Annotated in this window: 13 protein-coding genes, 1 tRNA gene and 1 riboswitch; of the genes, 5 read left to right on the forward strand and 9 right to left on the reverse strand. The window is 71.0% G+C overall.

Translation table 11 applies throughout. The features are described 5' to 3' along the window. Positions 1 to 12: 12 nt before the first annotated feature. From ACZ48Z_RS36455 to ACZ48Z_RS36470, 4 genes are all read right to left on the reverse strand, one after another. Positions 13 to 960 (reverse strand): aldo/keto reductase, encoded by a 948-nt coding sequence (locus ACZ48Z_RS36455; RefSeq protein WP_468740205.1) that lies wholly within the window; start codon positions 958 to 960, stop codon positions 13 to 15. A gap of 64 nt (positions 961 to 1,024) precedes the next feature. Further along, positions 1,025 to 2,056 carry a M23 family metallopeptidase gene (locus ACZ48Z_RS36460; protein ID WP_468740206.1) on the reverse strand — a complete coding sequence of 344 codons (1,032 nt, stop codon included), beginning with the start codon at positions 2,054 to 2,056 and terminating at the stop codon, positions 1,025 to 1,027. Between the two features lie 11 nt (positions 2,057 to 2,067). Beyond that, positions 2,068 to 2,224: riboswitch (cyclic di-AMP (ydaO/yuaA leader) on the reverse strand. Between the two features lie 337 nt (positions 2,225 to 2,561). Further along, positions 2,562 to 2,635, reverse strand: a tRNA-Met gene (locus tag ACZ48Z_RS36465). Positions 2,636 to 2,689: 54 nt separating this feature from the next. Further along, positions 2,690 to 3,913 (reverse strand): alginate lyase family protein, encoded by a 1,224-nt coding sequence (locus ACZ48Z_RS36470; RefSeq protein WP_468740207.1) that lies wholly within the window; start codon positions 3,911 to 3,913, stop codon positions 2,690 to 2,692. Positions 3,914 to 4,020: 107 nt separating this feature from the next. On the opposite strand from ACZ48Z_RS36470, the gene ACZ48Z_RS36475 reads away from it, so the two are divergent. From ACZ48Z_RS36475 to ACZ48Z_RS36490, 4 genes are all read left to right on the forward strand, one after another. Further along, on the forward strand, positions 4,021 to 4,272 hold the full coding sequence (locus tag ACZ48Z_RS36475) for a hypothetical protein (protein WP_468740208.1): 252 nt from the start codon (positions 4,021 to 4,023) through the stop codon (positions 4,270 to 4,272). Positions 4,273 to 4,285: 13 nt separating this feature from the next. Beyond that, positions 4,286 to 5,035: a class II glutamine amidotransferase gene (locus ACZ48Z_RS36480; RefSeq protein WP_468740209.1), complete on the forward strand. Its 750-nt coding sequence runs from the start codon at positions 4,286 to 4,288 to the stop codon at positions 5,033 to 5,035. Between the two features lie 104 nt (positions 5,036 to 5,139). Then, positions 5,140 to 6,291 (forward strand): sensor histidine kinase, encoded by a 1,152-nt coding sequence (locus tag ACZ48Z_RS36485; RefSeq protein ID WP_468740210.1) that lies wholly within the window; start codon positions 5,140 to 5,142, stop codon positions 6,289 to 6,291. Continuing rightward, a complete protein-coding gene (locus tag ACZ48Z_RS36490) occupies positions 6,279 to 6,929 on the forward strand; it encodes a response regulator (RefSeq protein WP_468740211.1) in 651 nt (216 codons plus the stop codon). The genes ACZ48Z_RS36485 and ACZ48Z_RS36490 overlap by 13 nt, the downstream gene beginning before the upstream one ends. A 10-nt stretch (positions 6,930 to 6,939) precedes the next feature. Here ACZ48Z_RS36490 and ACZ48Z_RS36495 read toward each other — a convergent pair whose 3' ends face one another. The 4 genes from ACZ48Z_RS36495 to ACZ48Z_RS36510 form a co-directional block, all read right to left on the reverse strand. After that, positions 6,940 to 7,851 (reverse strand): SGNH/GDSL hydrolase family protein, encoded by a 912-nt coding sequence (locus ACZ48Z_RS36495; protein WP_468740212.1) that lies wholly within the window; start codon positions 7,849 to 7,851, stop codon positions 6,940 to 6,942. A 143-nt stretch (positions 7,852 to 7,994) separates the two neighbouring features. After that, entirely contained in the window at positions 7,995 to 10,199 is a 2,205-nt protein-coding gene (locus tag ACZ48Z_RS36500; protein ID WP_468740213.1) for an MMPL family transporter, read from the reverse strand. A gap of 126 nt (positions 10,200 to 10,325) precedes the next feature. After that, positions 10,326 to 10,961: a GTP cyclohydrolase II gene (locus ACZ48Z_RS36505; protein WP_468740214.1), complete on the reverse strand. Its 636-nt coding sequence runs from the start codon at positions 10,959 to 10,961 to the stop codon at positions 10,326 to 10,328. A gap of 116 nt (positions 10,962 to 11,077) precedes the next feature. Further along, positions 11,078 to 11,587, reverse strand: a complete 510-nt coding sequence (locus tag ACZ48Z_RS36510; RefSeq protein ID WP_468740215.1) for a MarR family winged helix-turn-helix transcriptional regulator — start codon at positions 11,585 to 11,587, stop codon at positions 11,078 to 11,080. Positions 11,588 to 11,742: 155 nt separating this feature from the next. Between ACZ48Z_RS36510 and ACZ48Z_RS36515 the strand changes: the two genes are divergently transcribed. Further along, positions 11,743 to 12,870 (forward strand): dihydrofolate reductase family protein, encoded by a 1,128-nt coding sequence (locus ACZ48Z_RS36515; protein WP_468740216.1) that lies wholly within the window; start codon positions 11,743 to 11,745, stop codon positions 12,868 to 12,870. 19 nt (positions 12,871 to 12,889) lie between these two features. On the opposite strand, the gene ACZ48Z_RS36520 is transcribed toward ACZ48Z_RS36515, so the two are convergent. Continuing rightward, entirely contained in the window at positions 12,890 to 14,461 is a 1,572-nt protein-coding gene (locus tag ACZ48Z_RS36520) for a hypothetical protein (RefSeq protein ID WP_468740217.1), read from the reverse strand. Between the last annotated feature and the right edge of the window lie 372 nt (positions 14,462 to 14,833).

Genomic DNA, 14,833 nt, shown 5'->3' on the forward strand with positions numbered 1-14,833 from the left:
CTCCGTGGCAGGTCAGGCCGACGCCTGCGTCAAGCGCGTCAGCTCCGCCTCGGTCAGCACCAGGTCCGCCACCCCGACCAGCGCCGGCAGCTGCTCCACCGTGCGGGCGGACGCGATCGGCGCCGCGACCGTCGGCTGGGAGGCGAGCCAGGCGAGGGCGACCGTGGCGACCGGGGCCCCGTGGGACTCGGCGATCTCGTCGAGCGCCGCGAGGACCTTCTGGCCGCGCTCGGTGTCGAGGTGCTTGCCGGCGCCGGCCCTGGCACGGGCGCTGTCGACCGTGGCACCGGGACGGTACTTGCCGGTGAGGAAGCCGGAGGCGAGCGCGAAGTACGGGACGGCGGAGAGGCCCTCCTGCTCGGCGACGGCCTGGAGTTCACCCTCGTAGGTGTCGCGCGAGACCAGGTTGTAGTGGGGCTGGACGGCCACGTACCGGGCCAGGCCCTCGCGGTCGGAGAAGGCGAGGGACTCCGAGAGCCGCTCGGCGGAGATGTTGGAGGCCCCGATGGCCCGCACCTTGCCCGCCGTCACCAGTTCGTCCAGCGCGCCGATGATCTCCTCGACGGGGATCTCCGGCTTGTCGAAGTGGGTGTAGTACAGGTCGATGTGGTCGGTGCCCAGGCGCTGCAGCGAAGCCTCGGCCGCAGCCTTGATGTTCGTCGCGGACAGGCCGGGGAACTCGGGGTGCTGGCTGACCTTCGTGGCGATGAGGACGTCGTCGCGGTTGCCGCGGGCCGCGATCCACCTGCCGATGATGGTCTCGGACTCACCGCCGGAGTTGCCGTCGACCCACGCCGAGTAGGCGTCCGCGGTGTCGAGGAAGTTGCCGCCCGCGGCGGTGTACGCGTCGAGGACGGCGAAGGACGCGGCCTCGTCGGCGGTCCAGCCGAACACGTTGCCGCCGAGGGAGAGCGGGAAGACCTCGAGGTCGGAGGAGCCGAGCTTGCGAAGAGAAGTCATGTCCCTCATCAACGCAAGCACCGGACCCTGTTCTTCCGCTACGGCCGCAAAATCGCCGTAAACCTCAGGGGTTGAGCCCCTTGCTCCGCAGCCACGACATCGGGTCGATCCCGGTGGCCGCACCGCCGGGGTGGACCTCCAGGTGCAGGTGCGCGCCGGTCACGTTGCCGGTGGCGCCCACGCGGCCGATGACGTCACCGGTGCCGACCTTCTGGCCGACGCTGACGCTGATCGAGGACTGGTGGCAGAACCAGAGCTCGGTGCCGTCGTCGAGGGTGAGGATCGTGCGGTAGCCGTAGGAGCCGGCCCAGCCGGCCTCCGTGACGGTGCCGCTGTGGATCGCCTTGATCAGCGTGCCCGTGGGCGCGGCGAAGTCGAGGCCCGTGTGGTAACCGGAGGACCACAGGGAACCGGCCTGACCGAAGGTCCCGGTAATGGTGTACGAGGAGGTCGGCAGCGTGAACTGCTTGGCGAGCTCGGCCAGACGCGCGGTCTCGGCCTTCTTCGCGGCCTCTTCCTCCGCCTTCTTCTTGGCGGCGGTGGCCTTCGCCTGGGCCTCCTTCTCCGCCTTGGCGGCGACCGCGTCCGCTTCCTTCTGGGCGGCGTCCGCGACGGCCTTGGCGGCCTTGACGTCGATCTGGTCCTGCTGCGTCTCGGCCTGGGCCAGGATGCGCGAGCGCAGCACCTCACCGGCGTCCGAGGTCGAGGTGCCCTTGGTGGTCGCCACGGAGGCGGTGACGACACTGCTGAAGGCGCTCGTGTCGTCCGCGGAGGAGCCGGAGCCGTCCGAGATGAGCGAGCCCACGGAGGGCAGGTCGGGCATGGAGATGGAGACCGGCGGCTTGCCGGTGTTGGCGCTGGCCATTCCGCCGGCGCTGACGGCGGCTATGACGCCGACGCCCAGAACCGTGGAGCTGCGGGCGAACCCGCCGCCGCGCTGCTTGGCGACGCGATGCCGGCCGCGTACCGGAGCGAGGGACTCCGCGGTCGGGTTCCACTCACCGAGCAGCGCCTCGTCGTCGGCACGGTAGCCGCCGTATACGAGGGTGTCGCTCGGGACGTAAGGCGCCTCGGGGGCAGGCGGGTTGGACGCCACGTGGGCGTGCTCCTTTCCTTCCTTCTCGCCTACCGGGTTAGCTGACGGGTTCGGAGCAGGAAGGTCTCCTACGCGCGTAAACCGCCGTGCTGCCACGGCGAAATACGAGCGATTCACCCCAAGTTGGTGGTTCCCCGGTTTCCTAGCGGAATTCGGCGCGTGAGCACGGAGCCGTCTCTTGTGACGGCTGGGACGACCGCGCTGCGTTATCGAACGTTAATAGACCCGGGGGCCCGATTCCAAGCCGTTCCCCTTGATCATTAACGAAATCCCGCAGGACTTACGGCCCATGACCGGCGAAAAACGGGCGAGTTGACCTCGCCTCAGACAACTCACAGGTAGTGACGGCATGTCAGTTCGGCGCGGAGGGCGCTCGACTGCTCACAACGAGTTACACCACGTCAGTCGCACGGGCCGCTGCACAGGCACTCGGCGAGACGGGGTGGGCCGGGAAAACACTCAGGGCCGGATTCCAGTGAACTGGAATCCGGCCCTGAGTCTTCAGTAGCGGGGACAGGATTTGAACCTGCGACCTCTGGGTTATGAGCCCAGCGAGCTACCGAGCTGCTCCACCCCGCGCCGTTGTGTTCACTACTGTACGCCATCCGCGGGGTGCTTCGCGCCAGAGGTGTCTCAGCGGCCGGGGTTCCCGGCGTGGGTGAGGGTCTCCCAGGAGACGAAGAGAGCGTCGGTGCCGGCGGGCCGGGTCTTCACCGCGAGCCTGTGCGCGGCCGGGACGGGGACGCCGAGCCGGTTCTCCAGGTGGTTGAGGGCGACCTCCAGGTCCGGGCCCATGGTCCGGTCCACCTTCCCGCCGCACAGCCAGGCGGGCGCGGCCTCGCCGGCCTGGTAGCGGGCGTGGAGGGCGAGCGCGGCCCTGAGCCGGTCCTCGACCTCGCCGTACAGGTCGACGCCCTGGTGCCAGGCGGTCTCGGCGACGTGCGCGGTGGCGGCGAGGGAGTACCCGACGTGCTTGAAGTTGCGGCAGGTCTCCTGCGAGATCCCGTCCTTGAAGGTCGTCTGCTTGAACCAGTAAGCGGTCAGCTTCTGCGGGGTGTTGACGGTGGAACCCCGCGGGGTGAGCGGGACCTTGCCGTCCTTCTCCAGATAGAAGTACGCCGGTACGCGCTCGCGGAACCGCTCCAGGGCGTGGTCGAAGGCCTTGTGGTCGTTCAGGAAGACGGCCATGCCGATGGCGGCGTCGGTCATCACCAGGTCCCAGTTGCCGTTGTAGTCGGGGACCTTCTGGGTGACGGTCGGCAGGTAGGCGGTCCGCAGCATGTGCTCGAACCGCCGGACGCGGTCGGCGGGCCACCCCGCCCTGTCGGCGTACCGGATGATCTCGGCGGCCCGGGCCCAGGTGGAGCCGGCCCAGCCGGTCTGCAGCCCGGAGTCCTCCTCCGTGTGCCGCCTCATCGTCGCCGACCAGGCGTCCATGATCTCCCTGGCCTTCACGGCGTGCTGCTGCTTGCCGGTGACGCTGAACAGCAGGGCCTGCGTGTAGGCGGCGATGGCGTCCTGCCGCTCCTCCACGCACCCGTGCGCGGGCCGGTCGGCGTGGTCACCGCCGGGGCAGTCCACACTCGCGTACGGCTCGGGCCGGTACTTGTACGACCCGTACTTGCTGTCCCGCATGGCCAGATACGCCGACAGCCACGGCTGCTTCCCCGCCGTGACCCTCTCCCGTACGGCGTCCAGCTGCGCCTCGCTGACGAGCACACCGGGGTGGGTGAAGCCCGCGTCCGGGGGCAGGGCGCGGGCCATCGTGCGGGTGTGGGTGCCGGCGGTGCCGCAGGAGACGAGCAGGGCGGCGAGCAGGGGCGCGAGCAGCAGGGCGGGGGCGCGTCGTGGGGCCATGGGGCCAGGGTCGGACGCCGGGGGGTGCGACGCAGGTCCGGTTGGGCCGAACGGCCGGGTGGACCGGGCGTACCGTGGCGCCCCTCACGGGAAACGAGGAGGAGCCCATGACCGCAGCCGAGGAGCACCCGACGGAGATCGGCAAGCGGGACATCCCGCTCTCCGGCGGCCGGACGCTCCGGGTGACCGAGTTCGCCAACGGCAGCGTCCGGCTCGCCGTGCACGCCGGGTCCCCCTATGTGGTGACGGTCCTGGAGCAGATCGACGACGGGGTCATGCTGAAGCTCTCTCCGGGGCGCGAGGGCTCGAACGCCCACCGGAACTGGGTCCGCGACCACGGTGGGGACAGCCCGTCTTAGTACCGTCGCGCCCATGTGCCGCCTCCTCGGTGTGGTCACCCGCGCCCCGCTCCCCCTCAGCACCGCCCTGGGCGACCTCGCCGCCCCCTTCACGGAGTTGAGCCGGGAGCACGGTGACGGGTGGGGGGTCGCGACCCTGCCGGGCCAGGACGGCGCCGGACCGCGGGTCGTCAAGGGGACCGGGCGGGCCGTCGGCGACGAGCTGTGGGACCGGGCCCTGGCCGGGACGCCCACCGACGCCGCCGTACTGCACCTGCGGATGGCGAGCCCCGGACTGCCCGTCGTGCCGGGCAACACCCACCCGTTCACCGCCGACGGCCTCGCCTTCGCGCACAACGGCTTCTTCTCCCCGTACGACGCGCTCGACGGGCTCATCGACCCCGCACTGCTCGCGGGAGCGGCCGGGAGCACCGACTCCGAGCGGTTCTTCCTGCGCGTGCTGACCCTGTTGCGGGCGAGGGGCCCGGTCGACGCCCTCGCCCGGGCCGCCGACGACATACGGTCCCGCGCGGCCTTCGCGAGCCTCAACTGCCTGCTGCTGACCGGGGATGCGCTGTACGCGTACGCCGACGAGGACCCGGAGTCCGAGGTCAGCCTGCGGCGCGGCCCCGACTTCTTCCGGTTGCGGTACCGGGCCGACGGCGAGCGCGTGATCGTGGCGTCGAGCGGGGTGCCGCAGCCGGACGGGGCGTGGCGGGTGCTGCCGTACCGGCGGGTGCTGGAGGTCCGGCGCGCCGACCTGCGCGTACGCGTGCACGCGTGACCGACGGGCCGCACCGACGCGACGGCCTGCATGCACGCGGGACCGGCAGATGGTGTAGCGGGCTACACCGTGCGACCGGGAGCGGATCATCTAGCGTGAGTCGCATGTGGAGGACAGTGCAGCGTGCGGGGATGGCGACCGTGCATCTCGTCGTCGCCGCGGCGATGTGCTTCGGCATCTACATCTTCATCACCGTGCTGCTCATCGCCGGCATCGGCACGGTCGCGGTCGTCGGCTGCTGGCTGCTGCCCGAGGCGGTGCTGCTGATCCGGCGGATCGCGGGCGCCAAGCGCAACCTGACCGCCCTGTGGACAGGCAAGGACATCCCCGAGGCGTACACGCCGATCACCGGCACACTGCGCGAGCGGCTGCGGATCTCCGTGAAGGACCCCGGCACGCTCACCGACGTCCGCTGGATGGTCTGCTACTACCTCTACGGCGCCCTCCTCGCCCTCGCCCTCCCGCTGTGGCCCGTCGGCCTCGTGGTCGACGGCGTGTGGGCCGGGGCGCTGCGCCGCAGCCCGGTCGTCCTCCCGCTGATCGTGCGGCTCGCGGACACCGAGGCACGCTGGTCGACCCTGCTGCTCATGCCCTCCCCGAAGGCCAGGCTGGCCCGGCGGGTCGAGGAGCTGAAGGAGACCCGGGCCGACGCGATCGCCGCCCACGAGGCCGAACTGCGCCGCATCGAGCGGGACCTGCACGACGGCGCCCAGGCCAACCTGGTGGCGCTGTCGATGCGCATCGGACTCGCCAAGCGGGCCTACGACCGGGACCCCGACGCGGCCCGCAAACTGCTGGACGACGCCCAGGACCAGGCCGAACAGGCGCTGACTGAGCTGCGGCAGGTGGTGCGCGGCATCCATCCGCCGATCCTCACCGACCGGGGTCTGGTCGGCGCGGTGCGGGCCCTGGCGTCGAGCAGCGGGCTCGCGGTGCGTGTGGAGGACGGCGGCCTGGAGGCGGGCACCCGGGCGCCCGCGGCGGTGGAGGCGGCCGCCTACTTCGTGGTGGCGGAGTCGCTGACCAACGTCGCCAAGTACAGCGGGGCGAACCGGGCCGAGGTGCACCTCACCCGCACCCGGCGCGGTCTGACCGTGCGGGTCCGTGACGAGGGCCGGGGCGGTGCCGACGAGGCGCAGGGCTCGGGTCTGCTCGGGATGCGGCGCAGGGTCGCCGCCCTCGACGGGACACTGGAAGTGACCAGCCCGGTCGGAGGCCCGACCGTGATCGATGTGGAGCTGCCGTGCGTGTGGTGATCGCCGAGGACAACGCCCTTCTGCGAGAGGGGCTCGTCCTGTTGCTGTCGTCCTCCGGACACGAGGTCGTGGCCGTCGTGGGCACCGGCCCCGAGATCATGCCGGCCCTGCTGGAGCACCGGCCGGACGTGGCCGTGCTCGATGTGCGGATGCCTCCCGGCTTCCGCGACGAGGGACTGCGGGCGGCGCTGGAGGCCCGCGAGAAGATCCCCGGGCTGCCGGTCCTGGTCCTCTCGCAGTACGTCGAGGAGTCGTACGCCGCCGAGTTGCTCGGCGGTGGCACCAGCGGGGTCGGCTACCTGCTCAAGGACCGGGTCGGCCGGGTCGACGAGTTCCTCGACGCGCTGGAGCGGGTCAGGGCGGGCGGTACCGCCCTGGACCCCGAGGTCGTCACCGAACTGCTCACCCGCCGCCGCGACACCCCCCTCGACTCCCTCACCCCGCGCGAACGCGAGGTGCTGAAGCTGATGGCCGAGGGCCACGACAACACGACCATCGCCTCGACGCTCGTCGTCACCGAGCGCGCGGTCAGCAAGCACATCGGCAACGTCCTCCTCAAGCTGGACCTGCCGCCGAGCGACAGCGGCCACCGGCGGGTGCTGGCGGTCCTGACGTATCTGGCGCACACACCCAAGTGAGGCCGCGCGCTCACAGCGCCGACCGCGTCCTGCGCAGTACGGCCTCGGCCATCCCGCGCTCGCCCCGCTCGTTGGGGTGCACGGCGGCCGCGGGGCTCTTCGGGGCCAGCGGCTCTATCCACCGTGTGCCCTGCGCCGAGCAGGCGTCGCGGCCCTCGGAGGGCGTGTACGTGTCGACGTACTCCACTCCGGCGGCCTCGGCACGCTTGCGCAGCTCCGCGTTGAGCCGCTGCTCCTGGTTCCGCAGGAAGGCCACGTCGCCTGGTGCGAGGGACATCTCGCGGCCGCACTCGGCGGCGTCCGACGGCAGGATCGCCGGGTAGCCGACGACGTAGACCCGTGCCTCGGGGGCGCGCCGCCGGATCTCACCGAGCGCCTCGGCGAGGTGTGCGCCGGCGGCCTCGGTCTTCTCCTGTACGCCGTCGCCGTACTTGCGGGCGCAGGGCGCGTCCTCGGGCGCGAAACCGCGCGTGAGCGCGTACAGCGCGCCCATGCCCACGCACCGCTCGACCGTCGAGGCGAACCCGATGTCGTTGCCGCCGATCCCGAGGGTGACCAGGCGGGTGTCGTGCGAGAGGGCCTTCAGCTGGGCGGGGTTGGTGCCGTCCTCGGTGGACTGTTTCCCGGTCAGGTCGGCGATGGTCGCGCCGGAGCAGCTGACGTCCTTGAAGTCGGCGCCCTTGATGTGGAGTCCGGCGGCGACGAGGGACGGGTAGTTGCGGTCGGAGCGGTCGCAGCCGGCCGGGTCGCCGTTCTGGTCCGGGATCTTCGGCCCCGCGGTGTAGGAGTCACCGAGGGCGACGTACGGGCCGTTTCCGGAGGGCGCGGGGGAGTCGTCGTCCCGGCTCACACCTACGGTGACGGCCAGAGTCCCGCAGGCGAGAAGGAGCCCGGCGACCATGATCCGAGGGTGAGAAGGCATGAGGGTGTCCCGTCTGTTGGCTGAGCGATGAAGAGGGGCCGGCCGCATCGCGCCCCGTAGGAGCGCGGGGCTGTATCGATGTGCGGCTCCGCCGCGTGGGCGCGACCAGCCCCCACGAACCCGCAGAGAACCGCCGACAGAACTCAGCGGAGACTCAACACCCGCTCCTCATCGGCGACTTCGACCGACCTCACGAGCTTCGAGCCCTCGACATCGACGTTCGGCAACACCCGGTCCAGCCACCGCGGCAGATACCAGGCCTTGTGGCCGAGCAGCGCCAGCACGGCCGGCACCACAGCCATCCGCACCACGAACGCGTCGAACAGGACCGCGACGGCGAGCCCGAAGCCGATCATCTTGATCATGGACTCACCGGCGCCGATGAACCCGGAGAACACCGCCATCATGATCAGCGCGGCGGCCACCACGACCCGGGCACTGTGCCGGAACCCGGAGACGATCGCCTGCTTCGGCTCGTCCCCGTGGACGTAGGCCTCCCGCATCCGCGAGACCAGGAACACCTCGTAGTCCATGGCGAGGCCGAAGACGATGCCCACCAGGAAGATCGGCATCATGCTCATGATCGGCCCGGAGGTCTCCACTCCCAACAGCCCGGCGCCATGGCCCTGTTGGAACACCGCGACCACCGCGCCGAGCGCGGCCAGCACCGAGAGCAGGAAACCGAAGGCCGCCTTCACGGGCACCAGCAGCGAGCGGAACACGAGCAGCAGAAGCACGATCGCGAGGCCCACGACCACCGCGAGATACGGGATCAGCGAGTCCTGCACCTTCTGCGCCACGTCGATGTCCAGCGCGGTCTTGCCGGTCACCTCGAAGCTCGCGTCCGCCTCGGCCTCGATGCCGGAGCGTTCGTCACGGATGGTCTGGACGAGGTCCTTGGTCCTCTCGTCGGTGGGCGCGGTGGAGGGCGTCACGGCGAGCACCGCGGTGTCCCCGGCCTGGTTGAAGCGGGCGGGCGAGACGGTGACCACACCCCGGGTCGCGGCGATGTCCTTCGCGACCGTGGCCACGGCGGTCCTCGCGTCCGGGGCCCCCTTCGCGTCCACGACCACGGTCAGCGGCCCGTTGAAGCCGGGCCCGAACCCGGCGGCGAGGGCGTCGTACGCCCGCCGCTCCGTCGTGGACGTCGCCTTCGCCTCGTCACCCGGCATCCCGAGCTGGAGGTCGAGGGCCGGGGTGGCCATGGCGCCGAGGCCGACCACGCCGAGCAGGAGGACGGGCAGGGGATGCCGTACGACGATCCGCGCCCAGCGGGAGCCGCCGTTCTCCGTCCTGAGCTGCTTGCGGCGGTGGCGTTCGGAGTCGCGGCGGGCGCCCCGGGACAGGACGGCGTTCGGCCAGAAGCCGAGGAGCGCCGGGACCAGGGTCAGGCAGATCAGGACGGAGAGACCGACCGCGCCGGCCGCGGCCAGGCCCATCTTGGTGAGCATCGGGACGCCGACCACCCACAGTCCGGCGAGCGCGATGACGACGGTGAGGCCGGCGAAGACGACCGCGGACCCGGCGATCCCCACGGCGAGGCCGGCGGCCTCTCTCGGGTCGTGCCCCTTGGCGCGCTCCTCGCGGTAGCGGGAGACGACGAACAGGGCGTAGTCGATGCCGCAGGCCAGGCCGAGCATGGTGGCGAGGGTGCCGGTGTTCTCGGAGAGGCCGAAGGCCTTCGACAGCGCGAGGATGCCGGTCATGCTGATGCCGACGCCGATGACCGCGGTGAGCAGCGGCAGCCCGGCGGCAGCCATCGAGCCGAAGGTGACGAGCAGGACGACGGCGGCGATCGCGATGCCGATGACCTCGGCGGCGCCGCCCGCTGAGGGCTGGGTGGCGAGGGCGTCCCCGCCGACCTCGACGCGCAGGCCCGCGTCCCGGGCCACGTCGATCGCCGACTCCAGGTGCTTCTTGCTCGCGTCGGTGAGGCCGTCGGCCCTGACCTCGAAGGAGACGGTCGCGTAGGCCGTCGTGCCGTCCTTGCTGACGGCCTTCGCCTGGAAGGGGTCGACGGCGGAGGCGACCTGCGAGCCGTCGGAGGCGGACCCGACGAGCTTCTCGATCGCCGCCTTGTTCCCGGCGGCGGTGACCTTCTCGCCGTTCGGCGCGATGAACACGATCCGTGCGCTCGCCCCGTCTGCGGCCGCGCCCGGGAAGCGCTGCTCCAGCAGGTCGAACGCCTTCTGGGACTCGATGCCGGGCATCGTGAAGCCCTCGTCGGCGGGGGTGGACGCCTTGGTCGAGGCGAAGCCGACGGCTCCCAGGACCCCGATCCACAGCACGGCGACGAACCATCGCCAACGGAAGGACACACGGCCCAGGTGGTAAAGGACAGTTGCCATGGCTCGGGAGGCCTCCACAATCAGCGGTCGGAATCGACGTGATCCACGATTCCGCCGACCGATCGCCCCCACGAGGGAGCACCCTCCCGAACCGGGGTGTAGCGGGCTACACCCCCGTCACCCCCGTCAGCCGACGCTGAGCTCGCTCAACTCCCCCAGCGGCAGCGTGTGGTGGGTCTGCAGGACCTTCGCGCGCAGGTACCGGACGTTGTGGGCGGTGGTGAAGACCCCGGTGGGGACCCGGTCGCGGACGCCGATGCCGAGGTCGCGCAACTGGGCCGCCTTGTCGGGGTTGTTGGAGAGCAGGTCGAGCTCGCCGATCCCGAGGGCCTGGAGCATCTGGGCCGCCGCCGTGTAGTCCCGGGCGTCCTCGGGCAGGCCCAGCGCGGTGTTCGCGGCGTAGGTGTCGAGGCCCTGGTCCTGGAGGGCGTACGCGTCGAGCTTGTTGTAGAGGCCGATGCCGCGGCCCTCCTGGCGGAGGTAGAGCAGGACGCCGCCGCGCTCGGCTATGCGCTCGACGGCCTCGCGCAGCTGGGGTCCGCAGTCGCAGCGGGCGGAACCGAAGACGTCGCCGGTGAGGCACTCGGAGTGCAGCCGCACCAGGGGTGTGGGTCCCGGGTCGCCGAGGACGACGGCGAGGTGTTCCTGCCCGTCGGCCAGGCCGTGGAAGGTGACCAGTTCGGCGTCGACGTGGTAGCCGTCCCCGAAGCGGAGCGGGACGCGGACGCGGGAGCGCTGGGTGGCGGCAGGGGTCTCGGTCATGCGGGTACTCCGGTCCATAGGCTCCGTAGAGACATCTGCTTCAGATTTGAAGCAGCTCCACGGGTCGAGACCCTACCCCATGCTTTAAATTTGAAGCAACAGGATTGTGGCGCCCGTCACGAACAGGACGGGGACGACCGCCGACGCCACGGGACCTCCTCGGAGGTCCCGTCGTCCCCCTGCAACCCCTCGGTGACGCTGGTGAAGATGTCCTCCAACTGCCCCACCTGCTCCGGGGTGAGCCGGTCGAACAGCGAGGTGCGGACTGTCTCCACATGCCCGGGCGCCACCCGCTCCAGCACCGCCACACCCCCGTCCGTCAGCACCGCGACGCTGCCGCGCTTGTCCCACTGGCAGCTCTCCCGCCGCACCAGCCCGTCCTTCTCCAGCCGGGCGACGGCATACGTCAGCCGGGGCCGGGTGATCTTCAGCCCCTCGGCGAGATCGGTCATCCGCAGCCGCCGCTCCGGCGCCTCGGAGAGGTTGGCCAGGATGGAGTAGTACAGGTGGGGCATGCCGGCCTCCTGCTGGAGCTGCCGGTCGATGGTGTCCTCGAGGAGGAGCGAGGCGGCGATGTACGCGCGCCAGGCGCGCTGCTCGTCGGGGGTGAGCCAGCGGGTCGTCATGCCCCCAGTGTAGGTTTGTTTCAAACTTGAACCAAGACCCGCTGTCCCTGCGCCTCCAGCACCCGCCGTTCCCGCAGCTCAAGCACCCACCGTTCTCGCAGTTCAGGAAGAACCCCGCCGTTCTGCCGCACCCGCCTCCGAGAGGGACCGCACAGATGCCCCACCCGTACGTCCTCCTCTCCGCCGCCGTCTCCCTCGACGGCTACCTCGACGACACCGGCCCCGACCGCCTGCTCCTCTCCAGCCCGGCCGACTTCGACCGCGTCGACGAGGTCCGCGCCTCCGTGGACGCGATCCTGATCGGCGCGGGCACGATCCGCGCCGACAACCCCCGCCTGCTGGTGAACTCCGAGGAACGCCGGGCGGCCCGGGTGGCGGCCGGGAAACCGCCGTACCCCCTGAAGGTCACGGTCAGCGGCTCGGGCGACCTCGATCCCGACGCGAACTTCTGGCACACGGGCGGCGAGAAGCTGGTCTACACGACGGAGAAGGGCGCGGAACGGGCCCGTGCGGCGGGCCTGGCGGCCGACGTGGTCGCGCTGGGCCCCACGCTGGACTGGCGCCGCCTGTTGACCCATCTGCACGAGGTGCGCGGAGTGGACCGCCTGATGGTCGAGGGCGGCGGCCGCATCCACACCCAGCTGCTCCAGCAGGGCCTGGCCGACGAGGTGCAGCTGGTGCTGGCCCCCTTGTTCGTCGGCGATCCGCACGCCCCCCGCCTCTTCGGCCCGGGCGCCTACCAGCCGGGCCGGCTGCGCCTGGTGGAGACCCGTCGGATCGAGGACGTGGTGCTGATGCGCTACGAGCCCACGGCCCCCGGCACGGGCCTGTGGTCCTCCGCCGCGGACCACCGCTGGCTCTCGCTGGCCTGCGACCTGGCGGCCCAGTGCCCGCCGTCGCGGACGGCGTTCAGCGTGGGCGCGGTCGTGGTGGCCGCCGACGGCACGGAACTGGCGCGCGGCCACTCCAGGGAGGGCGGCGACCCAGTCGTGCACGCCGAGGAGGCGGCGCTGGCGAAGATCGCCCCGGCCGACCCCCGCCTCGCCACGGCCACGGTCTACACCAGCCTGGAACCCTGCACCCACCGTGCCTCCCGCCCCGCCCCCTGCGCCCGGCTGATCCTGGACGCGGGGGTACGCCGGGTGGTGACGGCGTGGCGGGAGCCGGACACGTTCGTCGAGGCGGCGGACGGGACAGGGCTGCTGACGGAGCAGGGCGTGGACGTGGTGGTGGCGGCCGAGTACGGGGAGCGGGCCAAGACACCCAACCGCCACCTTCTGTGACCTGACGAGAGCCCTGCCCTCAGCCGATGGCGTACGCCCGGTACACCGTCTGAACCGAGCGGTCCCCGGCGGCGTCGGTCACCTCGGAGCGCAGGGCCACCGCGCCGGAGGCCGGGTTGTGGACGGCCGCCTGCCAGGTCGTGCCGGAGTGCTTGACCGTCGCCGCCTTCCAGGTCTTGCCGCCGTCGGCGGACGACCAGACCTTGACGGACTTGGCGGTCACCTTGGTGAACCTGACGTCGGGGTCCTGGGAGCCGCGCCCGGCGCTGACGTCGACCGTGGTGGTGGTGTTCGCCGCTGCCTGGTTGTGGCTGTTGAGTCCGGTGGGCAGGAAACGGGTCATGAAGACGGGCGCGACCACCGACTTGGCCGGGTCGGCCTTGAAGTGCCAGTCGAGCGTGACGCGCGACGACAGCATGCCGGCGGGGAAGGTGATGCCGGGGTGGTAGCGATGGGCGTCGACCTTCAGGTCGTACCAGCCGGCCGAGTGGATGCCGGCGGAGAACCCGTTGTCATCGCCGCCCCAGTTGGTCATGGTCTGCTTCTTGACGGTGGTGCTCCCCTTGGTGAGGATCACCGTCTCCTTCGTCGGGTCGGCCCCCCAGATGCCGACGTCGGGGTCGCCGATCAGGGCCTCCGGGATGAAGGTGACGGACTTCTGCCGGACCGTCGGCAGATAGTGCATCGGACTCCACGCGGCCCGCCCGAAGGACTGGGTGAAACTCTGTCCCGCCTTCAGCGTCCTGACCTTCGGGGAACCGCCGCTGACGTCGTCGCCGTTGTCCGCGAAGATGTCGTCGCGCGGCTGCCAGGTCCCGGGAGTCACATGGACGGTGGCGCTGTAGGGAGCGCTGTCGTCGCGCACTCCGGCCATCAGGTCGGTCGTGCAGTCGTCGACCTTCGGCTGCGCCTGGAGCGCGGTGTCGGTCTGACGGGCCATCTGCGTGCCGCTGCGCACCGAGAAGCGCATCGTCGCCAGCTTCGACCGCTTGTACGACCCACCGGGGGCGGTCGGGATGCCCGTGGTGTTCTTGACGGCGACGTACTCGTCCTTGCCCGACCACTGCGCCAGGTACCCGAACTGCAGCAGCCTGGAGGAGTTCGGGATGGCGTACAGGGCCCCCTGGTAGTTCCAGCCGCCGGTGCTGAAGGCGGAGGGCATGTTGCTGACGGTACCGGCGCACAACTGTGCGCTGATCCGCGGCGGGTCGGTCACGTCGGCCGGCGTGTCGAGCGACACCTTCACGACCTTGCCCTTGCGCGCGTCGAGCGTCACCGACCTGTTGCCCGACACCTTGACGTCCAGCGCACCGACGGTGTCCGTGCCCAGCCCCTCCGAGCCGTGCTCCCAGATGTCGGTCATCGCGAGGTAGTGCCCCGCGGGAAGGCTGAGCCGCTTGCCGGACTTCACGCTGTACGTCTGCCCCGACGGCACGGCGACGACGGTGATCGTCGTCGCGACCTTGGCGCCGTGCCGCCCCAGCGTGGTGACGGTCAGTGAGGCCGACGCCGCCTGCGCGGACACGGCGGACGCGACCAGCGGCACCAGCGCGGCCACCCCGACGAAAGCGAGCGATCTTCGTCGCACCATCTTCAACTCCCCCTCAAAATCCACAAGACGGCCAAGCCTAGGCAGGCCACGGACACGGCGGATCAAAGCGAGGAGCTACGTCTGATCAAGCTGTGACAAAGAACGTCGCCGCGGACAGTGGCCGGCCCATCGACCGAAGTGAGCGCGTCCGGCGGGCCGCACGGTGAGGTCCCCTCTGCACCGCGCCTGCGCACGGCCCCTCGCGCGAGGCGCACCCTCCGGCACAGCCACGCCTGTCCGGCTCACGAAGCCGACACCAGGTATTGGCTGAAACCTCAACTCAGCACACCTGAAACACAGTTGTCGCACAGCATGCCGCTTGGCAGACTCGCCTCGCCGACGGAAATAAACGTACAAGAGTGCGAACGCGCG

The organism is Streptomyces sp. NPDC031225, assembly GCF_055570355.1.